This is a genomic window from Spirulina subsalsa PCC 9445 (genome assembly GCF_000314005.1).
Lineage (GTDB): Bacteria > Cyanobacteriota > Cyanobacteriia > Cyanobacteriales > Spirulinaceae > Spirulina_A > Spirulina_A subsalsa.
In genome coordinates, this window is the sequence record NZ_JH980292.1 from 5035019 (window position 1) to 5058206 (window position 23188).

At 46.4% G+C, this 23188-nt stretch carries 20 protein-coding genes and 2 pseudogenes; 12 read left to right on the top strand and 10 right to left on the bottom strand.

Features of this window, described 5'->3' with window-relative positions; genetic code table 11:
* Positions 1 to 49 precede the first annotated feature (49 nt).
* Genes SPI9445_RS31520 through SPI9445_RS0122975 form a run of 7 tightly spaced genes read left to right on the top strand, consistent with a single transcriptional unit; the run spans position 50 to position 7347 of the window.
* Positions 50 to 1399, top strand: coding sequence for an RAMP superfamily CRISPR-associated protein (locus tag SPI9445_RS31520; RefSeq protein ID WP_237748003.1), 1350 nt, complete (start codon positions 50 to 52; stop codon positions 1397 to 1399).
* A 31-nt stretch (positions 1400 to 1430) separates the two neighbouring features.
* A complete protein-coding gene (locus tag SPI9445_RS0122950) occupies positions 1431 to 1772 on the top strand; it encodes a nucleotidyltransferase family protein (protein ID WP_017307143.1) in 342 nt (113 codons plus the stop codon).
* Positions 1759 to 2106, top strand: coding sequence for a HepT-like ribonuclease domain-containing protein (locus SPI9445_RS0122955; RefSeq protein ID WP_026080035.1), 348 nt, complete (start codon positions 1759 to 1761; stop codon positions 2104 to 2106). Before SPI9445_RS0122950 ends, SPI9445_RS0122955 begins: the two co-directional genes overlap by 14 nt.
* A 55-nt stretch (positions 2107 to 2161) precedes the next feature.
* Positions 2162 to 4975 carry a CRISPR-associated protein Csx11 gene (locus SPI9445_RS0122960; protein ID WP_017307145.1) on the top strand — a complete coding sequence of 938 codons (2814 nt, stop codon included), beginning with the start codon at positions 2162 to 2164 and terminating at the stop codon, positions 4973 to 4975.
* A gap of 8 nt (positions 4976 to 4983) precedes the next feature.
* Complete coding sequence (cmr4, locus tag SPI9445_RS0122965) at positions 4984 to 6027, top strand: type III-B CRISPR module RAMP protein Cmr4 (protein WP_017307146.1); 1044 nt, start codon at positions 4984 to 4986, stop codon at positions 6025 to 6027.
* Positions 6020 to 6490, top strand: coding sequence for a hypothetical protein (locus SPI9445_RS0122970; RefSeq protein ID WP_017307147.1), 471 nt, complete (start codon positions 6020 to 6022; stop codon positions 6488 to 6490). Before cmr4 ends, SPI9445_RS0122970 begins: the two co-directional genes overlap by 8 nt.
* A complete protein-coding gene (locus SPI9445_RS0122975; RefSeq protein WP_026080036.1) occupies positions 6487 to 7347 on the top strand; it encodes a hypothetical protein in 861 nt (286 codons plus the stop codon). The genes SPI9445_RS0122970 and SPI9445_RS0122975 overlap by 4 nt, the downstream gene beginning before the upstream one ends.
* A gap of 44 nt (positions 7348 to 7391) precedes the next feature.
* Here the strand turns inward: SPI9445_RS0122975 and SPI9445_RS32300 are convergent.
* The 7 genes and pseudogenes from SPI9445_RS32300 to glyA all read right to left on the bottom strand — a co-directional run.
* Positions 7392 to 7605: pseudogene (locus SPI9445_RS32300) on the bottom strand (zinc ribbon domain-containing protein); the annotation flags it as partial.
* 17 nt (positions 7606 to 7622) lie between these two features.
* A pseudogene (locus SPI9445_RS30945) lies at positions 7623 to 7856 on the bottom strand (helix-turn-helix domain-containing protein); the annotation flags it as partial.
* A gap of 364 nt (positions 7857 to 8220) precedes the next feature.
* A complete protein-coding gene (gene aroQ / locus SPI9445_RS0122985; protein WP_017307149.1) occupies positions 8221 to 8685 on the bottom strand; it encodes a type II 3-dehydroquinate dehydratase in 465 nt (154 codons plus the stop codon).
* Positions 8686 to 8962: 277 nt separating this feature from the next.
* On the bottom strand, positions 8963 to 9106 hold the full coding sequence (locus tag SPI9445_RS30850; RefSeq protein WP_017307150.1) for a hypothetical protein: 144 nt from the start codon (positions 9104 to 9106) through the stop codon (positions 8963 to 8965).
* Positions 9107 to 9310: 204 nt separating this feature from the next.
* Positions 9311 to 10567 carry a competence/damage-inducible protein A gene (locus SPI9445_RS0122995; RefSeq protein WP_017307151.1) on the bottom strand — a complete coding sequence of 419 codons (1257 nt, stop codon included), beginning with the start codon at positions 10565 to 10567 and terminating at the stop codon, positions 9311 to 9313.
* Between the two features lie 15 nt (positions 10568 to 10582).
* A complete protein-coding gene (locus tag SPI9445_RS0123000) occupies positions 10583 to 11635 on the bottom strand; it encodes a glycosyltransferase family 4 protein (protein ID WP_017307152.1) in 1053 nt (350 codons plus the stop codon).
* Between the two features lie 138 nt (positions 11636 to 11773).
* The gene (gene glyA, locus SPI9445_RS0123005; RefSeq protein ID WP_017307153.1) at positions 11774 to 13057 is read right to left on the bottom strand and encodes a serine hydroxymethyltransferase; all 1284 of its coding nucleotides are present in this window, start codon (positions 13055 to 13057) and stop codon (positions 11774 to 11776) included.
* Positions 13058 to 13589: 532 nt separating this feature from the next.
* On the opposite strand from glyA, the gene SPI9445_RS27940 reads away from it, so the two are divergent.
* Positions 13590 to 15338, top strand: a complete 1749-nt coding sequence (locus SPI9445_RS27940; RefSeq protein WP_017307155.1) for a diguanylate cyclase domain-containing protein — start codon at positions 13590 to 13592, stop codon at positions 15336 to 15338.
* Positions 15339 to 15347: 9 nt separating this feature from the next.
* Here the strand turns inward: SPI9445_RS27940 and sds are convergent, their stop codons facing one another.
* A complete protein-coding gene (sds, locus tag SPI9445_RS0123020; protein WP_017307156.1) occupies positions 15348 to 16319 on the bottom strand; it encodes a solanesyl diphosphate synthase in 972 nt (323 codons plus the stop codon).
* Between the two features lie 241 nt (positions 16320 to 16560).
* Here sds and SPI9445_RS0123025 point away from each other — a divergent pair, with 241 nt between their 5' ends.
* Together SPI9445_RS0123025 and SPI9445_RS26755 are read left to right on the top strand one after the other, a co-directional pair.
* Positions 16561 to 17019, top strand: a complete 459-nt coding sequence (locus SPI9445_RS0123025; RefSeq protein ID WP_026080038.1) for a PPC domain-containing protein — start codon at positions 16561 to 16563, stop codon at positions 17017 to 17019.
* Positions 17020 to 17069: 50 nt separating this feature from the next.
* Positions 17070 to 18305 carry an ABC transporter substrate-binding protein gene (locus SPI9445_RS26755; RefSeq protein WP_017307159.1) on the top strand — a complete coding sequence of 412 codons (1236 nt, stop codon included), beginning with the start codon at positions 17070 to 17072 and terminating at the stop codon, positions 18303 to 18305.
* Here SPI9445_RS26755 and SPI9445_RS0123035 read toward each other — a convergent pair.
* Positions 18215 to 19093, bottom strand: a complete 879-nt coding sequence (locus SPI9445_RS0123035) for an energy-coupling factor transporter transmembrane component T family protein (protein WP_017307160.1) — start codon at positions 19091 to 19093, stop codon at positions 18215 to 18217. The two genes, SPI9445_RS26755 and SPI9445_RS0123035, sit on opposite strands and share 91 nt — an antisense overlap.
* Positions 19094 to 19246: 153 nt before the next feature.
* Here SPI9445_RS0123035 and SPI9445_RS0123040 point away from each other — a divergent pair, with 153 nt between their 5' ends.
* The gene (locus tag SPI9445_RS0123040) at positions 19247 to 19762 is read left to right on the top strand and encodes a DUF1499 domain-containing protein (RefSeq protein WP_017307161.1); all 516 of its coding nucleotides are present in this window, start codon (positions 19247 to 19249) and stop codon (positions 19760 to 19762) included.
* Positions 19763 to 19866: 104 nt separating this feature from the next.
* The gene (locus tag SPI9445_RS0123045) at positions 19867 to 21426 is read left to right on the top strand and encodes a rhomboid family intramembrane serine protease (RefSeq protein ID WP_017307162.1); all 1560 of its coding nucleotides are present in this window, start codon (positions 19867 to 19869) and stop codon (positions 21424 to 21426) included.
* A gap of 22 nt (positions 21427 to 21448) precedes the next feature.
* Here the strand turns inward: SPI9445_RS0123045 and kaiC are convergent, their stop codons facing one another.
* Positions 21449 to 23014: a circadian clock protein KaiC gene (gene kaiC / locus SPI9445_RS0123050; protein ID WP_017307163.1), complete on the bottom strand. Its 1566-nt coding sequence runs from the start codon at positions 23012 to 23014 to the stop codon at positions 21449 to 21451.
* Positions 23015 to 23188: the final 174 nt, after the last annotated feature.

The following is a 23188-nucleotide window of genomic DNA, read 5'->3' on the forward strand; positions in this document are numbered from 1 at the left end:
CAGTTTACTGAATTTGCGGTGGTATAGTTTTAGTTTTTCTAAGAGGTGTATGATGCAATATGATTATTATGCTTGTCAACAAGAATGTTTAAGTGAAGACGATTGTTTACCGACTCTTGAGGAAGCTGTTGTAGAATTAGAACGAGCTAAGAGCCGAAGAGATCGAGATGCACGCCAAGAAGCAGAACCTAAGGTAGAAAGTTCTGCTAAAAAGGCTGTAGAGATTGAACCACACTTATCTTATTTATGGTATGAGAGTCAGTCAAATAACTGTAAAAATAATATTCGTGATGTTTGGCAAAAAAATCTTACTACTCAACAAATTCCTGAATTTTTTCAATTTACACCTAATCCTAAAGACCTTGAGCAATTACCTCAACTTAGCTTTATATTGAAAGTTCCTTTTGTCCTTAAAAAGCCATATCTCAGCAAGGATGATCGCGCTTTTCATATCCTTGATAACCCCGTTCACAAGGACAAGGTGTTTCAAACGCCAATGGTAGCCCCCAGCAGTTGGAAAGGAGCGTTACAAAGTGCAATGATTCAACAGTTTGTTGAATGGTCGTGTAGTTTAGATGAACGGGATAGTCGTATTTATCTAAAACAGTTTGTCGCCACACGTATTAGTTTAGCTCGAATTTTTGGAACAGAGAAAAATGTTCAGACAAAGGATGAAAATTTTCAAAGTTATTTAGATCATCTGGGTAATGATCATTTATCACGGTGGTATCGGCGTTACATTCAGCGAAAAATTTCTTCAACTGGATTTTTTTCGGGGCGACTTTACTTTTATCCGACATTCTTTGATAGAATTAGTTTGGAGGTCATTAACCCGCACGATCGCAAAAAAGGAACGGGCAAGAATCCGATTTTGATTGAGTCAGTTCCTATTGGTGCAACAGGTGAGTTTGTTATTCTCTATGTTCCGTTTGGTAAAGTGGATGAAATCCAAGTTGCTCAGGATTTAGAGTTGGTTGCGAAAGGGGTAGAGGCGATGCTCAGAGTGTATGGTTTTGGAGCAAAAACCAGTAGCGGTTTTGGTGTTGTTGATATTAAGGAAAAAATAGGGTTTGCAATTAGAGCAGATTGGCCAGAATTAAAGAAAATACAAATTTCATCTGAACAAGCAGAGTTTTTGAATAGTGATGGGAGTTTAAAGCAAGATTTTCTAAACGATGATGGAACTTTGAAAAGTGAGTCACAATATAAAAAGTTTCTGCAAAGGCAAAATCAACCACACAATCCTACACTTTACAAAAAAGTTAAAAAATGGTACAAAGAAAATCAGGAGAGATTTGAATCCAGTTCAGACTTAATAACTTCACAGACTTTTAATAACTTGAGTCAATTGAGCGATCGCGCTAACCAAATAATACAAAATTTAGGCAAAAGCCAGTAAACCAAATTGATAGCAATTGTTGAAAGAGATTATGGTAAAAACACAGATAAAAACAGCCTCAAAATTAGCACTACCTCTACCAATAGATGCTATAGAAACCTTTTGTCAACGCTGGCAAATTGCTCAATTATCAGTTTTTGGATCTATTTTGCGTGATGATTTTAATACGGATAGCGATGTAGACTTTTTATATGTTCTTAAACCGAATATTCAATGGAGATTAGTTGATTTAATGGGTGCTGAAGAGGAATTAGAGAAATTACTTGGTCGCAAGGTTGATTTAGTCAATAGGTCTAGTGTTGAGCAGAGTCATAATTGGCTAAGAAAACAAAATATTCTTTCATCATCTCAGGTTATTTATGACAGCAAATAGAGATTTAGAGTCCATACTTGATATATACTATTACAGTCAAAATACAATTTCTTTTGTATCGGGGATGACGAAAGCTGAATTTGTGGAAGATCAAAAAACAATTGCAGCAGTGATGTACGCGATCGCTGTTATGGGGGAAGCTACTAAGAGATTATCCAACGAATTTCGAGAACAACATTCCTATTTACCTTGGAAGCAACTCGCTGGGTTACGCGATCGCTTGGTACATGCTTACAAAAATATTGATCTGGATATATTATGGGATGTCGTTTCGGTTGAAATTCCAGCGTTACTGGTTAATTTAGAACCTTTGTTGCCCAAACAGGAAGAATAATTATGAGCGATCGCGCCCAACAAATAGCAAAGGATCTACATAATGGAGTTCAAGAATGAACCAACTTGATATACTAGCAAATAATCGTGATGCGATTTTATTGGGTGAGGCAATTGGTTGGTTACATGATTACCGCAAATGCTCTGATGAGCAATTGAAAGTACAAGCAGCTAATTTAACTGGACAACAGGGTTTAGCTCGAAACGTACTCACTATCCGTGTTTCTAGCTTAAGTAGTATTACTATTAATTTACTAGGGAACATTTGCCCATTTCCGAAAATTATTCATCGACAATCGGATACAAATTGTGATATTCTGCCTGATTATTTAACTCGCTGTCATAATACAGCCCACTTCGACAAACAAGAACCAGATGGCGGAGAACAAAACTATCCGGGTGTAACAGTTAGTTCCTCATTTGGTTTTGAGCAAAATATCCCTAATCATCTAACTACTCAACTTTGGGGTTTACCCTGGACAGCATTAGCTAGTTATTCTCAAAATGATCGACCAAATTTTACTCAAAAAATTAGTGAATTATTTATCCAAGTTGGTGCAGATACACGCCGTCCTATTAATGAAATCAGTTTATGGGATTGGGGAACACTGGTAGGCGCACTTTATAAAGCTGCTGTTGCTGGTACATTATTGTCAAGCAGTATTCCGCAAGCTAGGGATCTGCGCTGGCGGTTATTAAGTGTTAGAGTTGAAGGACTTGGTTATATCACAAAGGTTTCTAGACTTCCTGATTTATTAAGCCGACAAAAATTGCTTAAAGATTCTTTTGATAAAGTACGCGATTTAGTAGAAATAGAATATCCACTAGGAAATGAAGTTTATCGAGATGAAAGCAGAAGTATTTTTGTGGTATATGATTTACCAAATCTTTTGAATTTAAGCAATCAAATGGGTGAAAATCTTCGTGATTTGATTCTGCAAAAATTCACGCAAGGTACATTAAAAAATGATGCAAGTTTAAAACTAGGTGGAGAACTACAACCAATCATAGAACTGGATCAGACTTCTTGGTGGGGGCAAGATCCTGACTGGCAAACTAGAAATCCACCTTTAAATGAAATTCCTCCCATTGGTCAAATTCTTCAAAAATTTATTGTTTCACCACCATTACCTGAAGAAATCAAACAGTCCTGGCCTCAAAATGAAATAGATCAACACAAAGCTGCTGATATTTGCACAGTTTGCGGAATGCGACCACAAGGAAAATCCGAGAAGCTTGCATCGCGTAAAGTCTGTGATATTTGTGAAAGACGACGACTTGATCGATCTCAACTTTGGGCTACTCAACAAGCTGAAGATACAATCTGGATTGATGAGGTTGCTGATACAAATGCAAAGCTTGCACTAATTATTGGTCGGTTTGATTTAGAGGATTGGTTGAGTGGTCAATTAGTCGAGTCTCTCATTCTTAATCCTGTTGGCTCAGGTTCAACCACTTCGGTTAAAAACCCCTCTTTTAGTCGAATTCGCCGTATTTGGGAAACAACCCGCCAATTTTGGCAAGATGTACAAAATGACTTAAAGCTATCACTATCTGATAGTCGCCGTCGTTTGATTCTCTATCTTGATCAAATACCTAACTTGGGGCTATTCCATGTTTATGAGTTGGAATTAGGTAAAACCACATTAAGTGTAGCTTGGTATCCACCACAGCCCGATGGAACTGGAGGATATTTGATTTCAACTGATAATCTTAGTTATGTTGCCCGACAGCTTGAAGCCGAAAGAGAAATCTTTACTGACTCGGCGACTGCTGCAATTTTTGTAGAAGATTATATTCAGTCTCAATTTATTACTTGTGATCGCTCAATTACATTACGCGATAGTGATTCAGTACGTGATCGCAACCAAAATCTACCAACAAATCTGCGAATTATCAGAACCGAACATCAAGATGTTGCCTACTCTACTGCTATTCCTATATTGACTGAACCGAGTACATTTATGGCTCTTGTTCCAGCAGATAAATCTCTTGATGTAGTTAAGGCGATAAAAACAAAGTATGAACGCGAAATGGGCAAAGTCCGCAATCGTCTACCCTTATATCTCGGTGTTGTCTACTTTGATCGTCGTACTCCCCTCCGGTCTGCTTTAGACGCTGGACGACAAATGTTGAGCTATAAATCTAGAAGTCAAAAATTATGGCAGGTTATTCAGGCTTCATGCCCATTACCCACGGAAGCAACAGAGGATAAGAAAATTGAAGTAACACTAACCCATGAACACAGTACCATTACTTGGTCTGTTCCTAGTTATATGGGTGATGGTACAACTGAAGATGTCTGGTATCCTTACGTATTTCTAGAAACTAATGGTGATGATAACAAGGTAAATGGACGATCACGCAAAATCAAAAGTCAGCGACCTGGTACAATTGAACCCTGTTGGTTAGTTCATGCTGGTGATTTAAAACAAGGCGATAAAATTTATTTCACCCCCTCCACCTTTGACTTTGAATACCTCGACAGCACCGCCCGCCGCTTTGAAATTCACTACGACGAAAACGGTCGCCGCCCCCGTTCCACCCGTCCCTTCTACCTCGAAGACCTAGACCGTATCCAAACCCTTTGGGAAATTCTCAAAAACCTCAAAACCTCCCAACGCCATCAAGTTATTTACACCATCGAAGCAACTCGCGAAATGTGGCATGGTGAAAATTTACAACAATCATGGACAGATGACACATTTAAGCAATTTGTCAAAGATACCCTCAGTAATGCAGCATGGCCCAAAACAAAACTCTGGCACACTATCCCGGAAACAGAACGTCAGCAACTCATTGATGCGGGAGTGCGGGGCAAACTGGCAGATATAGCAGACTTGTATATGGAAATCCTCAAGGAGCGATAAAACCACCAATGGCAACCTACAAACGACAACGTTATTTATTTATGACCCTCGACCCCGTACATATCGGTACTGGGGGCTATCGCTTGGGGCGAGTCGATAACAGCATTGTCCGCGAACCCGGTACAAAAATCCCCAAAATCCCCGGCACAAGTTTACACGGTGCAGCCCGCTCCTATGCAGCACAGTTATATGAAACCCCCGAAGCCGCAGGACAAAGCCATAATAAAGTTACAGGAAACATCGCTGATAATCCTGTCTGCTACACCTTTGGCTATATCAAAGGTCAAGATATTTATTCCGGCGTTGTCAATATTTTTGATGCTCATATCCTTCTGTTTCCTGTTCATTCAATGGTTGGCCCCGTTTGGGTGAGTACGGTAGAGCGTTTAGAAGAAGCGGGCTTTACAGTTGAGCCACCACAAACTGACTGGAAAAAAGAAAAAGTTTTGCTAAATTGGGAACGCACCGATCCTTTAAACTTAGGTTGGTTAATGTTAGAAATTTTACCAGATAAAGTAAAAATTGAACCTCCTAAAAAGTCCAAATGGCAAGATCAAGAACGCTATAAGGCAATCAAAAAAATTGTGATTGTCCAAGATGCTCTGTTTAGCCAAATTGTGAATAGCAATTTAGAAGTCCGCACCTCGGTAGCCATTGACCCAGAAACAGGTGCAGCCGATGAAGGAGCTTTATTCACCTACGAAGCCATCCCCCGCGCTACATTCCTCACCGCAGAAGTCGTTTTAGATGATTATGGCTCTGGTCAAGAGCAGGACGAAAATAAACAAAATGATGATAAGCAAGAAGAAAATAACAAGCCCAAAAAACGCCAGCGTCCATTTCCCAAAGAGAAAAAGTTTAAGAGTAGTAAAAATTTACCTGGAGGGGCTTGGACTTGTCCCTTATGTGTGGTGAAAGCAGGGTTTAGGATGATTGAGTGGTTGGGAGTTGGTGGTATGGGAACGCGAGGCTTTGGACGGATGGCTATGATTGGTGATCCAATAACGGTAGGTTTATCAGACCTTTTTGATCAGGAGAAAAATCATGATTAATACAGAAAATAATTTAGACTGGCTTGCGGCAAAACACGCTCAGGACATGATAGAAAACTCAAAACACAAGGAAGCAAAATCGGTGGAAAACACGGTTACTAAAACCTTGGGTGTTTTACAAGAAGATGGGGTTTACGCTTGTTTTCTATACCTATTAGCTAAAGAAAAACCGTCCGATGAAGAGAGGAAGAAAAATATCAAATCTACTGGAGAAGTTCTAGTAAAGTATATGTGGGAATTGTTAGATAGTTTGAAAATTGGATGGGATAAGCCTAGCAGCGATCAGGCTGAAGATATACTAAAACACATTACAGATAATAAAACAATCAATTTAGAAAAGCTATTACTCACCAAAGAAACCCTAGAGCAAATGTTAATTTATGCTCGTTATGGGGCAAAAGCTCGACAGGTTGAAGAAAAATCAACCAATTCTCAAGAAGAAGAACAGGAGGAAACTCCGTGACTTGGATAGTCTATCGCGTTGTCTTTAAGCTGAAATCTCCTCTGCATATTGGTTGTGGAAAAGTGGGGAATGTACAGCGTACTCGCCCCTACGTCACCGGACGCAACTTTTGGGGTGCGCTGACGATGCGCCTAACCCGTGATGCAACGGATGGTCCGGCTACTGATTCTAGTCAGTATCAAGGCTATGGTGAAAGAGTTCATCAAGAGTTAGCTTTTACTTACTTTTATCCCGCCATTCAAGAAAATCAAGACTATCCAATTCAATGGCCGTGGGAAAAAGAAAGCCTGTTTCGTCGTCGGTTTTTGAGTAGTTACGCCAGCACTGCTTTAGTCTATCCCCAACAAGCAGCCGAGGAGGGTTTATTACACGAGGTTGAGTTTATTTCACCTCGGACATTAGATGACGGGAAACAGGTTTATTTAGTGGGTTATATGTTTCAAAAAGAAGGGTCTGATCTGCCTTGGCAATCGGCTTGTAATCGTCTACAAATGGGTGGAGAACGGGGGTATGGTTGGGGGGATATTCGCTTAATTGAGATTAAAAAGATTACGGATGAACATGATGGCTATAGTCATCATTTGTTTGATTCAGAACACTATACTTGGCGAGGAGAAGAGAATTTTATAGTGATTGAAGTTTCAGAAAATAGCCCCCTGTTAGCCCATACCAAAACAGAAAATGTATCAGCACAGGGGGAAATTGAGCCGTTGGTGGGGCGGGAGTGGCAAGAAGACCACAAAGCTGGGGAGTCTGTGGCTTTTTCGGGGATGTGCTGGACTCCGGGGACGGTGGTTAATAGCTTGATGTCGTTTAAAATTAGTTCTTTAGGGGTTTGGACTCAATATCGGATTTAGGTGGCCTCATGGGAAATGACCGTGACATACTCCCGACGCTGATGCTACGCATACAGCGCGGGCTTCTCAGTGACCCCTGGTATCCCATCGGGCGTTGCCTGAGCTTTAAGAACGGGATGCCCCACCGCTCTGTATTTGATGTTAATTGCCGCGTTGTGGTCACGGTCTAGTTTCCAATCCACAGTGAGGGCAAGAGTGCCATCTATCCTGGATGGTTTTTGGAACCTTCTGCCCACAACCAGAGCAATTCTGGGTTGTACCGTTCGGATTCACCGCTTTTTAGAATTGACCAAATCGCGCTTTTGAGAGTAGAAATTTGGTCTGTCTTGCAGTTCTGGAAGGTAACAGATCAAAAGGCAAGCGTTAACATCACAGCGATTTTGCTCCCACCAGTTGAACCGCTCCGCCAAGCGATAGTTGTACTGCCTGCGGCAAAGTTCAAGCCAGTTATCCACTGTGGCTTGCTGCTGTCGAGTTAATCGTAGTCGGTACTGGTAGGATGTTCGCATGGTATCATTGTAATGCAAATACGGATATAGCTAGTCCTAATGAGACGTGAACTCTGGGCTATTGTCCTATCTGGATTACAGGCGACCCTTTTTTGCACGACTCAGGTAGGTTGGCTATAGTCTTGCAATACATAAAAAGTTTTTCCGTTCGGATTTCGGATATAGAGAAGCAGCATTTAGATGAGTATTGTCGTCTTACGGAGCGAACCCAAAGCGATGTTTTGAGGCAATAAATTAGAAGTTTGTCTGTCGATGGGGTATTGAACCCCATGCTCCAAGGAGCCGCTGGCGCGAACGACAGACCCGCAATTCTTCCCGACGCTCACCCTAACGTGTAGAGCGCGGGGCTGCTTGCGGTTAAAGCTCAAGGGCTACTGGCTTCGTCCCTTAAATGCTGGACTAAGGCTTGTAAACCTAAACAATAACTCTGGACTCCAAAGCCGCTAATTTGACCGATGGCAACGGGGGCAATGTAGGAGTGATGGCGGAATTCTTCGCGACGGTAAATGTTGCTTAAATGAACTTCTACGGTGGGCAGTTGAACGGCTAATAAAGCATCCCGTAGGGCGACGCTGGTATGAGTATAAGCCCCCGGATTGATGAGGATGCCGGAATATTGACCGAGGGCGGATTGAATGGCATCAACTAAAGACCCTTCATGATTGGATTGATAGGGGGTGATGGTGACATCTAATGCTTTGGCTTGTTGTTGCAATAATTCATTGATTTTGGCTAGGGTCAGTTGGCCGTAAATGCCGGGTTCTCGTTGACCTAATAAGTTCAAGTTCGGTCCGTGCAGAATTAAGAGGCTTAAGGGGGATTCTGTCATTACGAAAAGGGGTAATTTGGCGCGAAACCGAAATAGGTCGCTGGAAACGGCCAAGAAAAATAGCAGTCCTACCAACCAGTTAGGGGCTTCGCCCTATCTTTGAGGATTGCTATAGCCGATGGAAACGGCTTGATTTTGAACACAAGATTTTGAACACAAGTCCGATGGTCTTGGTGTTGAAAGGACTTCCAATATCTAGGCAGTCCAACGCGTTCAACCCCAAATAGGGGGTTAGGGGGGCCTAGGTAGTTTTATCTCGTGTTAGTTTTACCTCGTGTTATCTGTGCCGAGGTCGCTGAGGTTCGTTAACAGGAATGGGAATTAACTCAGGTTCTGGTTCTGCTTCGGGGCCTAATAAAGATTCGATGAGGCGGCGCGCCCACTCTCTAATCTTTTCTAAAACCTTTTCTACATAGTCCATTGAAAAGAATGCTCCTGTAAGACTAACTTATCATTAGCTACTCCCGCCAGTTGGATGGTCGGGATTCTGAAAAGAATCTGAACAATTACATCTGAAGAATTACGACAGAGGGCAATTGATAGACTCCTTACCGAGCTTAGTCTGCTTATCTTCTAGCATAACACAGCAAAAAAAAAATCGAACCCCATCCCTAGGAGATTAGACCTAGGAGGGGGAATCAAGTAGTTTGCGACGGAGACGGTCAAGGGCGTTACAGGCACTCATGTAGCGAATGGTGGCGCGATCGCGTTCTTGACCAAAACGATACTCAAAGATATCCACCGTTTGATCTGGGGCAGCTAACCCAATATACACTAACCCCACAGGTTTATGATCACTTCCTCCCCCGGGGCCTGCAATGCCTGTAATGCTTAAACTCCAGTCGCTGCCTAGTTGTTTCTGTACTCCTAGGGCCATTTGTTTGGCGACGGGTTCACTGACAGCCCCCAACTGGGTCAATAATTCAGGACTCACACCTAAAAGCTGGGTTTTGACGGTGTTGGCGTAGCTAATTACGCCCCCCTGAAAGTAGTCGGAACTGCCTGCCACTTGGGTTAACATTTCCCCTAGACCGCCTCCGGTGCAGGATTCGGCCACAGAGAGGGTTTGCTGGCGATCGCGCAATAATTCCCCCACCACCGTGGCTAAAGTTTGCTCATCGTGACCAAAATAGTCCCATCCGGCAATGGCTTGAATTTGGGCGGCAATGGGTTCAATGAGTTGAAGGGCTTCCCCTTCCGAGGGAGCCTTAGCCGATACCCGTAAGCGCACTTCCCCGGCCGAAGCGTAGGGGGCGACGGTGGGATTGGGGGAGTCAAAGAAATCGGCTACTTTGGTGGCTAAGGTAGACTCCCCAATGCCCCAAAACTTGAGTAAACGACTGTGAATAATCTGTTTACCCCACCCTTGGGCTTGCAAAAAGGGAACCGCCGTTTCTTGCCACATCCGGCGCATTTCCGACGGCACCCCCGGAAAGGTGAGGAGAGTTAAATCCGGTTTAGGTTGCCAAATCATGCCCGGTGCGGTGCCACTGGGATTAGGTAGCACGGTCGCCCCTTGGGGGAGGAGGGCTTGCTTGCGATTGTTGGGGGTCATTTCCCGCCGTCGCATGGCAAACTTTTCCGTAATATCCTGTAAAACCTCGGGATGTTCCACTAAGGGGGTTTGGAAAAATGCGGCGAGGGTTTCGGTGGTTAAGTCGTCGGGAGTGGGGCCCAGGCCTCCGGTAAAGATCAAAATTGAGGAGCGGGCGATCGCCATTTCCACAACCTGATGAATTCGTCCCGGATTATCCCCCACCACACTTTGATAGTAGTGAGGAATGCCCAAACGCGCCAATTCCTTGGCCAAATACTGGGCATTACTGTTGAGAATATCCCCCAGCAATAATTCCGTTCCGACGCAAATAATTTCCGCACTCATACCCTTTTTCACCCTTTAAGACCGACTTGCCCGAGTATTGCGCCAAACCTGCCACCCCACATAGGCTAATAATGCTGTTGCGCCCATCGCATAGGCTTCTCCACTGGGAATCCCTGAGAAGGCGAGGGCTAAACTGCCCACCCAGAGGGTGAGACAGTAAATAAACAAAACCGTTAAGCGTTGGGAAATCCCCGCATTGAGTAAACGATGGTGGAGATGACGATTATCGGACAAAAACGGGGATTTGCCTTGACTCAGGCGAGAGATAATCACCGCCGACATATCCAAAATCGGCACGGCTAAAATCAAATAGGGTAGCACTACGGCTGTGACAGCCGTAGTTTTCACCAACCCAATCACCCCCACGGCCGCTAAGACAAAGCCCATAAAATAAGCCCCTCCATCGCCCATAAAAATCTGAGCGGGGTTGAAGTTATAGCGCAGAAAACCCAATGCTCCCCCCGCGAGGGCTGCCGCAATCAGGGCGGCGGCCGACTGCTGCATAAACAGGGACACCACCAACATCACTACCGCCGCAATGCCTGAGACTCCGGCGGCTAACCCATCTAGACCATCAATCCAGTTAATGGCATTCGCCATCCCCACCAACCAAATCACAGTCACAGGTAGACTGAGCCAACCAATTTGGACTAAACCCGCAAAGGGAATGGAGAGAAAATCAATTTGGACTCCCAACATCCAAGCCAAGGTAGCCACCCCGACTTGCATTAGTAAGCGAGGCAATGGACCAAGACTAAATAAATCATCGGTCAGTCCAATGAGGAAAAAACCAACCCCTCCGACAATCAGACCGAAGATATCGCCTTTGTCTTGGGGGAGAACTTCAAAGCCCCCTAAAAGCCAAACCAAACACAGGGCAACTGCCGTCCCCGTAAAAATGGCAACGCCCCCCAAGCGCACCATTGGCCGCTCATGGACTTTCCGTTCTTCGTTGGGGTGGTCAACGTGACCGCGTTTTAGCCCAATGGTTTTGACGACTGGTGTACTCCATAGGACAACAATCGCAGAAATGAGGAAGGCAATCAAATGATACAGATGGAGAGGCATCTGGATTGTACACCTAATGGGATCAGGCAAAGTCTACAACAAATTCCCCTCCTTAGCCTAGAGTAATCCGGTTAATTTGTGACTTTTTTGGGATTTCTTGGGGGGTCAAGGAGGGGTGCAGTCTCAATTTAGCAGGGTTTAGGCGAGAGCAGGTACGGCAATCCGTAAATGATCATACAGGGGGAAGCGATCGCACAGCGCCCCCACCCGACGGCGACAATCTTCCGCCACCGCCTCATCGTCAGGATTCAACAACCGATCGGCGATAATATTAGCAATTTCGGTAAATTCGGCCTCTGCCATCCCCCGGGTGGTCATGGCCGGAGAACCTAAGCGTAACCCACTGGTGACAAAGGGGGATTCGGGGTCAAAGGGAACGGTGTTTTTGTTGGCTGTGATGCGCACCCCACTCACCAACTGATCCGCCCGTTTCCCGGTCATGCCAATGGAACGCAGGTCTACTAACATTAAGTGGTTATCGGTGCCCCCGGAGACGATTTTAAAGCCCCGTTGGATTAATCCGGCGGCGAGGGCTTGGGCATTGGCGATGACTTGCCCGGAATAGGTCTTAAATTCTGGTTTCAGGGCTTCCCCAAAGGCGACGGCCTTGGCGGCGATAACGTGTTCTAGGGGGCCGCCTTGGGTGCCGGGGAATACGGCTTTATTCAGTTTTTTGCCTAACTCTTCATCCCCAGTCAGGATTAAGCCTCCCCGTGGCCCCCGTAGGGTTTTGTGGGTGGTGGTGGTGACGACGTGACAATGGGGGATGGGGTTGGGGTGGTGTCCGGTGGCCACTAATCCAGCAATGTGGGCAATATCGGCCATTAAATAGGCTCCGACTTCATCGGCAATTTCCCGGAATTTGGCAAAGTCAATGATCCGGGGATAGGCAGAATACCCACAGATGATCAGCTTGGGTTGTTCTTTTTTGGCGATCGCGCGAATCATCTCATAATCCAACTGTTCGGTTTCAGGACTCACCCCATACTGCACCACCCGGAACCATTTCCCCGACACATTCACCGGGGACCCGTGGGTTAAATGGCCCCCGTGGGACAAGTCCATGCCCATAATGGTGTCACCGGGGTTTAATAGGGTCAGGAAGACGGCAAAATTGGCCTGGGCGCCGGAGTGGGGTTGAACGTTAGCACTGGCCGCCCCGAAGAGTTCTTTCGCCCGGTCAATGGCTAACTGTTCCACTTGGTCGATAAATTCACAGCCGCCATAGTAGCGTTTTCCCGGTAGACCTTCGGCGTATTTGTTGGTCAAGACGGAACCTTGTGCCGCCAGAACTGCTGCTGAGGTAAAGTTTTCACTGGCAATTAATTCTAGGTGATCCCGTTGGCGTTGGAGTTCTAGGTTAAGAATTTCGGCCACGCGAGGGTCGCTTTGTGCTAAAAAATCTAGATTGGTTCTGCTCATAGTTGCTTTTCACTTAAGGTCTATTGAGGGCGCCCACACCACAGCCCACCCCCAAGGGGTCAAAGTGGGAACTTTTTATCATAACGCTCTTGGGGGTCTATCCGGGATTTGCTTAGAGTATTTTTATGGGATAGGGAACGGGGAGCGGGGGAGCAGAGGAGCAGGGGGGCAGGGGAGCGGGGGAGCGGGGGAGCAGGGGGGCAGGGGAATAGTGAATAGCTAAAACTCTTTTATTTTAGGGAACAGGGAACAGGGAACAGGGAACAGGGGGGGAGAGTTCCCGACTCCCGACTCCCGCTCTTTCCGAAGAAAGTATTAAATTTGATTGTGTAGCCTACGATACAGGATTATGGTCATTATAGGCACTGCGTTGTTTTGAGCGCCCCGAACGAGGGACAGTGAACCCGAATAACTCGCTCTACATGGTTTTGGAGTTCCAACGGACGAATGCAGTGGGTCAAAGGTAGTTGATCTAAGCCAATGGCGTGAGGGTGTTGGCCGTTGATGGGCAAGCCGATTAAGGGGAAATACGATGAAAATTTGGCAGACCAGTTTAAAATTTCGGTTAGTTAGCTATTTTTCGGTGTTGTGCTTGGTGATGACGCTGATGACAGGCACACTAACATTTTTTGGCTTGCGTACGGTGATTCGGGAGAATGGGGTACAGCATTTTGAGCGGATGACGGACTTAAAGGAAGATGCGCTGAACTTGTGGTTACAGAATCAGCGTCAGGCGATCGCACAACTGAGTCAATGCCCTACAGTTCTCGCCCCCCTAGCCACCCTCAATAATCCCCTGGCGACTCCTACAGAATGGCAAAGCGCCCAAGAACAGTTACAAGCTATTTTTACTATTTCCTTGGCCGGGAATGATGCTTTAGACAATATCACGATTCTTCGTCCCTCCGGTCAGGTTCTCTTCTCCACCCTACCCCCCCCTTCCTACCAAGATTTACCCCCCCTCGACTCTGCCCCGTTAGCCGGATCCCGCTTCGATCTCAATTCTTCTTCTAGTTCTCCCCTATTCGTTACTGTTCCGCTCACAGCTGCCGGAGAAACCCATTCTCTGGGAACGTTAGTGGCTCATCTAAACCCCGTTATTTTCCAAGGCATCGCGAACAACCCGACTGGACTGGGGAAAAGCGGGCGAATTTACCTGCTCAATAGTCAAGGGGAATTCACCCCTCAATTCCCTCGGGAGATGACGTTACAGCCTAACCACAATCAAGGCATTCAAAAGGTACTCAACCATCAGAGGGGGGTGGGATGGTATCGCAATCGCCAATCGGTTCCGGTGATTGGGATTTATCGTAGGTTGAAAGAATCCCCTTTCCTGCTGTTGGTGGAAATGGATCAGGCCGAATTGTTTCGCCCGGTTTATCAAGTCGTGTGGCAATTGGTGAGCGCTGAACTGTTTGGCTCAGTGTTATTACTGATGGGGGTGTATTGGCTCGCTGGTCGAGTAACTCAGCCGATTTTAGCGATCGCCCAAAGTGCCACCCAAATCGCCGAAGGGAACTTTAGCGTTAAAACGCCCCCCGTGAGTGAGGATGAATTAGGGATTCTCGCCCAAGCCTTCAACCGCATGGCTAAACATCTCTGCATTCTCTATGCGAGTCTCAATGAACAAATTGTACGTCTCCGTCACACGGAAACCTCTCTGCGGGAAACTTGCCAACAGCTAGAACAAGAGGTTGCCGAACGTCATAAAGCGGAAATAGCCCTAGCCCAAGTCAATCAACACCTCTATCAACTGGCCACCCTAGACGGCCTCACCCAAATCCCCAACCGTCGCCAATTTGACGAAACCCTGCACCACGAATGGAAGCGCATGGCACGGGAACGCCTTCCCCTCTCCTTGATTATGATCGACGTAGACGAATTTAAACGCTACAACGACTATTACGGTCACTTGATGGGAGATGATTGTTTACAGAAAATTGCCCAAGGCATTGAGCAAGTTCTCAAACGGTCTGGAGACTTAGTAGCGCGCTATGGTGGAGAAGAATTTGCTGTTTTATTGCCTCATACCGACACCACAGGAGCCCTGCGCCTTGCCCATTTAATTCAAGAAGCGGTTACAGACTTACAACTGATTCACGCCACTTCCCACGTGCAACCCTATGTCACAGTGAGTCTGGGATTAGCCACAGTGGTTCCCCATCCTGAACAAGCGGCCACGGATTTAATTGAACAAGCGGATAAAGCCTTGTTCCAAGCGAAACGGAACGGCCGCAATTGCGTTAGATCCGGTTCTGCTTTATCGGTGATTGCCCGTTAATTAGGGTCTTTAGTACATTCGCGTTAAAATGTAGTCCGCTAAATCAATCAAAGCTTGATGACAGTCGGAGGGTTTGAGATTTTTAAGGCTTTCAACCGCTTGCTGGGAATGGTAGGCGGCCAGTTCTCTAGAGCGTTCAATGCTGTTCCCTTGATTGACTAAGGCGATCGCCTCTTCAATATCCCCCTCCTCGCTGAATTCCCGTTCAATCAAGGTGGCTAAATAGGGGGCTTCCTCCATAGCATAAAGTGCGGGTGCTGTCAAGTTCCCACTGATCAAATCCGATGCGGCGGGTTTCCCTAACACTTCACTAGAGGCGGTAAAGTCTAAGATATCATCGACAATCTGGAAGGACAACCCGAGGTGACGACCATAATTGTACAGGTCATTGGCGATCGCATCAGATACCCCACTTAACACCCCAGCCGCCTTAGCACTATTCGCCATCAAGGAAGCCGTTTTAAAATAGCTTTTTTCTAAATAAGCCTCAAGAGATAAACTCGTATCAAAGCGGTTCAAACCTTGGCGGATTTCCCCCTCCGCAAAATCCCGAATCACCTCCGATAGCAGTTTTACCACCTCTAAGTTATCTAAATTCGCCAGATACCAAGAAGACTGCGCAAACAAAAAATCACCCGCCAACACGGCAATCCGATTGCCAAACAAACTATTCACCGTTGCCACATTGCGGCGGATTTCTGACTCATCCACCACATCATCATGGACTAAACTCGCCGTGTGAATCATTTCGGTGATTTCCGCCAGACGACGGTGACGAGGCGTAATGTCCTGGTTTAACATAGTACCTCGGGAGACTAACAACACAATAGCTGGCCGTAACCGCTTGCCACCCGCCCCAAACAGATGTTCGGCGGCGGCACTGAGAATCGGGTGTTGTGCGCCAACTAATTCTTTCAAGTTCGCCGATAGGATGCTGAGGTCATGATCGACCGGGGAAAAGAGAGATGTTACTGAGGTCATTGGTGAGCCAGATTTGGCAGAATAGTTAAGAAAGTTTACATATCTTTGTAAATTATATTAACAGATTCCCTCAACTGTCCTCATCTATCCGTCTGAGGGTTTTTCGCGTAATTGGCGGGAAACCGCGCACTACTGAGGGGTCAAGGCGATGGTTAGCGCAATATAGCGGTACAATTGTGCAAGAACCAGACAATTTAGGTCAGTTTTAAGCGGTTTGATTTTTACGGTAACTCTCAACTCTATGGAAAAACCCTCTATTTCCTCTTGGTCTTCAAGTTTACTGGCGAGTCTCACAGCTTGTACATTAGGACTGGCAACGGTTCCGGTACGAGCGCAACAGCCCATGTATCGACCCATTCCCATCGTTTCTGGTCAAGTGGTAGAGGACATCCTCTCAGAACAAGACATTCCAACAGGAGACGGAGGTTTTTCACGGGACTATCGCGTTCGTCTCGAAAGCGGCGATCAAGTGACCATTGATCTGATGTCTGATGAATTCGATACTATTGTGATCTTGTTATCGGCTGATGGTAGCACCGTCGGGGAAAATGATGATGGCCCCGACGGAACAACGAATTCTCTCCTGTTTGCGCGCATTGTGGAGGGAGGGGATTATGTGGTGAGAGTTCGCGCTTTTGGAGAAACAGGAGGGGGAAAATTTACACTAAAGGTGACGCGTTTACGTCCGGTGGATGATTAGGAAATAGGCAATCCCTATTCCCGAGACAAGAGAACAAAAGACTCCTGCTGATGAAAACAATCTCCCGTCTGATTCTACTGGTATTCAGTCTGGTGTTGGCGCTCCTGCCTGTTGCCTGTCAGGGGAATAATTTACCGCGACAGACCGTTGATCCCATCCGGGTGGGGTTAATCTTACCGTTGACGGGGGAATTTGCCGATAGTACGGGGCAGGATGGCTTAAATGGCGCTCAATTAGCCGTGAGGCAAATTAATGAGGCCGGAGGGGTAGAAATTAAGGGGAAACAGCGTCTGGTGGAATTAGTGGTGGAAGATGATCAAGATCGTCCTGATGTGGCGCTGTCGGCTGTGCGAAAATTGGCGTTTCAGGAACAAGTGGTGGCTATTGTGGGGGTGCCGTTGAGTCGGATTGCTATTCCGGTGGCGGAATTTGCGGAAACCATTCCTTTGCCGTTGATTAGTTCTTGGTCTACTCATCCGAAAACTACGGAGGGAAAACGCTATATTTTCCGGGCAACGGTGACGGATCGTTTTCAGGGGCGGGCGATCGCACAATTTGCCTATACCCAACTCCAAGCCCGCACCGCCGCCATTCTCTACGATGTGGCCAGTGAGTATAATAAGGGTCTGGCGGAGTTTTTCAAGGCGGAATTCCAAGCGTTGGGGGGGCAAGTGGTGGCCTCGGAAACCTATACCACCGACACCAATCAAGATTTTACCGAACAACTCAAAACTATTCGCCAGAGCAATCCAGCTGTTCTCTTTCTGCCCAACTATAGCGTCGATCTCGCCCAACAAGCGCCCCAAATCCAAGCCCTAGAACTCTCTGCGGCCTTGATTGGGGGGGATACTTGGGGCAGTTTGTCCCCCATCACCCAGCAACAATTAGAGGGGGGATTCTATAGTTTAGATTGGACTCCTCAGCCCCGCACGGAACAAGGGCGACAGTTTTTTCAGGCCTATGAGGAGAAATACCAAAAACCCCCTAAAGTTCATGCCGCTTTAGCCTATGATGCGATGGGGTTGCTTTTTGCTGCCTTGAGTGACCAAAAACAAACGGACCCCGAGGCCATTCGTCAGGGCTTAAGTCAACTGGAATATGAGGGAGTCACGGGGAGGATGTTATTCCAAGGCAGTGGTGATCCGATTAAAGAATTGACGATTTTTAAGCTAGAATCTGGTCAACCCCAGATATTTCAGACCATCCAGCCCCATGTTAACCGCGCCCACCAAAACAAAACCAGAACCCCCATAGCGATGCCATCGGCTTTTTTTAAGCGGAGTTGATGCCATTGAACGCGGTGTTCATTGGGGCGAGTAAAGCCGCGTACATCCATCGCAATGGCAATTTGTTCCGCCCGACGCAGCAGATTTTCTAACAATCGTTCCGCGACAATCAACCAGATTTTAAAACTTTGGCGCAGGCCTAACTTTTTCCAATTAATCGCACGGGTACGAATGGAACGGGCTAAATTTTGCACTTCTTCCAACACTAAGGGAATAAACCGTAGGGAGAGGGTGAGGGTGAGAGCAACTTCTGTGACAGGGAGTTTAAACCGTTCTAGAGGCTGCATAATATCCTCCAATCCGGCCGTAATTTCTTCTGGGGCGGTGGTGAGCAAGTATAAGGTCGTACTATAGACCAAGGTGAAAATAATCGTACTCAGACGCAGGGCTAAATCAAAGGAACGGCGAGTCACTCGGAGATTGCCCAACTCTAACAAAATGTATTGATAGGGGGTGTCGGGAATGTTCTCAATGTCCACCGAGGGTAAACGGGCTTGATAAGTAATGGCCAGCCCGTCATTCATGACAGAGGTAATGACAAAGGCCATTGTCCCCACTAATAATAACCAGCCCATTTGTTGCCGCCAAGCTCGTAGGGGAATCCGGGCGGATAGGGTGAATAGCACTAAAATGAGGACTAGACTCAAACGCCACTCGGAACTGGCTAAAACCGGGGTGAGTAAAAAACTCATGAGCCAGGCCAGTTTGACTCTCGGATCGAGTTGGTGTAACCAAGTAAAAGGTTGTTCAAGATAGAGTCCAATGGGAAGCGATCGCAATAAATCCATCGCAAGTTAGCCAAATTAGAAAAACAACAATCCAGATCGCCTTGCCGCCCCCCTACCCCCCCAGCAACCACCACTTAAACAATTAGGGTATTCTAGGGAAAGGGTATCACTCCCGCGCCTATTCTAGCAGAATTTCTCCTTTACTCCTGAGCCATGACTAATACTCAAACCGCCCGGAAAGTCTCCCCCAGTCGCATTTTCTTAATTGCCGCCCTCGTGTTCATTATCGGCTGGGTGGCCATGCGTCTCGTCGCCCCAGAACGCCCGACCCTCCTCGCAGGCAGTCGCCCGGCTAACTTAGGGGTAGAAGCCGGACAATTAGCCCCTTGCCCCCCCACCCCCAACTGTGTCAACAGTCAAAGCAACCTCCCCAGTCAGGCCATTCCCCCCCTCACCTTTCAAGGCAATCCCGACCAAGCATTACCACAAATAGAGAATATTGTCAAGAAACTAGACCGAACCCGTATTATTACCAGCACCGATCGTTATCTTTACGCCCAATTTAGTAGTCATTGGATGGGATTTGTGGATGATGTGGAATTTGTTCTCAATCCCGAGCAGAAATGGGTCGATGTGCGCTCGGCCTCCCGTTTAGGAGAATCAGATTTAGGAGTGAATCGCCAACGAGTAGAAGAAATACGCGCTAAATTCAGCCCCTTAGAACTTTAACCCGATTGCAGTGGGGTAGTTCACCGAATACAGTTTAGGGACTCAACCCAAACTCTCTTAAACTCCCGCCCCTTGATTAGCCACGCCATCCCTTGCCCTCGGCTATGACTCTCAATCAAATTCTACTCTGGACAGTGTTTCTTTCCTGTTTTTCCCTGATGATTCGCACCCTCTATTCCAATCAGCATAGAGGGTGGAGTCTGGTGTCAGGTTCAATTTTGGGTGTCACCAGTGGTCTATTCTACCTTGCCCCCAATTTAGCGGGAATTATTGGCGGGAGTTTGTGGGCTGTGTTTCTGCTGGTGCCTTTGGTGGGTTTTGCCAAAGTCAATAAACTGATTTATCAGGAAAGATACCGGGATGCGCGGCGCTTGGCGGCTTATTTACGCTGGCTGCACCCGGCCGATGGTTGGTTAGAACAGCCTGTGATCTTAGAAGCATTGGAAATGGGGCAACAGGGGAAAATGGCGCAGGCCCTGAAGAATTTGCACCCCTACGAGAAAGCAGAAACTCCTATCGGGCGCAATGCCACAGCGTTGTTATTCCTAATGAGAGCGCGCTGGCAGGAGTTACTCCAGTGGATTCAACACACCATTCCTGAAAGCCTGCTGATTCAAGATCCCTATCTTGTCACCTACTATTTACGGGCTTTGGGGGAAATGGGGGATCTCAATGATCTACTTTGGACTATAGAGCGCTATGAACGCCATTTGCGCAAACAGGGGCAACCCATTCCCTTACATTTGGCTTGGCTCTTTGCTTTGGCTTTTTGTGGGCAAACGGAGGATGTCGGCTGTCTCTTAGGGAGTTCTCTGTCTACTCTCTCACCAAAAGTGAAGACTTTTTGGCGGTTAACCGCTCAAATGGCCACAAAACCCAATCATCCCGTTCCGAGTCAACTGGGGCAATTGCGGGATGATTGCCCTAATACGGTGTTAAATCATGCGATCGCCTGGCGCAGTCGTCACCCCCTCGCCAATCCCCGAGAAGTCCTCACTGGAGCCTCTTGGGAAATGTTATGGCGCATTAAAACTGAAGTGCGGCAAGAAGTCCGTTATGGTCAACCGTTTCTGATGACTCCTCGTAAAGCCCACGCTACCTATATTTTAATTGCCCTCAATTGTCTAGTTTTTAGTCTCGAAATTCACTTAGGCGGCAGCACTAATCCCCTCACCCTAGACCGGATGGGGGCATTAATCCCGAGTCAAGTCTGGGCGGGGGAGATCTGGCGTTTAGTGACGGCTAACTTCTTGCACTACGGCGTTCTGCACTTACTCACGAATCTGATTGGGTTATATATTCTCGGTCCCTTTGTCGAATTACGTTTAGGGTTTGAACGGTACTGTATCACCTACTTTGGCGCAGGAATTGGGGCAATGGCGGCCTTTAGTGCGATCGCCCTCACCTTTGGAGATCCAGAACAGCGCCTCGTCGGAGCTTCGGCAGCCATTATGGGCATTTTGGGCGCCATTGTAGCGATTCTTCTCCAAGGTTGGCTACGAGAAAAAAGCCACATCGCCGCCAAGCGCCTTTGCTGGTTTTTGGTCATTATTGCCTTACAAACTACTTTTGACCTGTATATCCCCGAGGTGAGTTTTCTCGCCCATGCTTTAGGTTTAGGCTTTGGGTTTACAATTGGTACGCTATTGTTGCCCAATCGTTAGGGGAAGCTATTCCCTAAGTCATTCATTCATCCCCCAAAGTTTTATCCTTCACCCCTCGAACAATACGGGATAACTCCGTTTTCTCATCAACCGTAATCCGACTTGGAGAACCACTAATAATCCGCTCATAATTGCGGAAAGAATCCCGAATATCTGGCCCTTCGGAACTAATCGTGTACTCCCGAATTCCCTTATCATGCCAAGAACCGCGCATTTTAAACACATTAATCGCCCGAGACATTTCACCACGAATTTCTACATACTGCAACATAATAATCGTATCGGTAATAGTAGAAATATGGGATTCAGTAATCGAATTTGACCCCATAAATTGATCCGTAGTATTGGTAAAAAATCCCGTAATTTCTTCCTGTTTTGCGTAGCCCGTCACCCCGATGACAAATTGCCGGAAAGCATTGTTCGTCACCCCACGTGCTAAAGCTGAGAGAGAGTCAATGGCAATCCGAGAAGGTTTAAACTGCTCAATTTCTGATTTAATAATTTGTAAGTGGTCTTCTAAACCCGCCGATTCAGGATAGGAACAGAGCAATTTTAACAATCCTTTTTTTTCCATTTCCTCAAAATTGACCCCCCAAGAACTGGCATTTCGGGAGAGTTGAGCGCGGGATTCTTCATAGGCAAATAAAATCGCCCGTTCCCCTTGGCGACAGCCTTCTTGTAAAAACTTGCTGACGAGGAGCGTTTTCCCGGTACCTGTGGCTCCAGTGGCTAAGATAATGGAATCTTTGAAGAAACCACCGCCACACATTTCATCGAGTTTCTTCACACCCGAAGAAGCGCGGACATTAGAAGAACGTTGAGTCAAACGCATTGCTCCTAGGGGGAAGATATTAATCCCATCATTGGTGATGGTGAAAGGATATTCTCCTTTCATGTGGGTTGTACCTCGTAATTTGAGGATTTCTATGGTTCTGCGTCGTCGTTCACCTTCTAATACATTGCGCAGAATAATCACATTATCCGAAACAAATTCTTCGACCCCAAAACGTGCCACTGGACCGTATTCCTCAATCCGTTCTGTGGTCATGATAGAGGTGACTTTAATTTGCTTTAAACGGGCGACTAAACGGAAGATTTCACGACGCACGACAGAAGCTGCTTCATACTGTTGAAAAACAGCCGTTACTGAGTCAATGGAAACCCGTTTTGCTTTATATTTCCGAATAGCGTATTGAATCCGCTCAATCAAAGCAGAAAGGTCAAAGTTCCCCACAACTTCTTGACCTTCTGGGTCAGGAGAAGCATCGAGGATGAAGAGTTTTCCTTGATCAATTAACTCTTGTAAATTCCAGCCAAAACTGTAGGCATTCGTGATAATATCCGAAGGAGATTCTTCAAACGTTACGAAGACTCCCGCTTCTCCAAGGTGTTTAATCCCGTTGTAGAGGAATTGGATAGCCAGTAAGGTTTTCCCTGTGCCGGACGTTCCACTCACAAGGGTTGTTCTTCCAATTGGCATCCCCCCATGACTAATTTCATCAAACCCTTCGATCATGGTCCGAATTTTACGGACTCCTAAAATGGATGTGCTATTAGAAGGGTGATCACTCGAATTAGGTTGATTCATCACTGAGTTGTTTAAGGTGTTCGGTGAAACAGAAGATGAGAAACGGATTCAAGAATCAGAAGAAAACGTTTTCATCCTAACAGAAAGATGGCAAGCTGTTGATTTAACTTTCGATTGAACTGTTAAGTCATTTGATACAGGTTGAGTAGGGGTGACTCAGTGATGGGTCTTTTC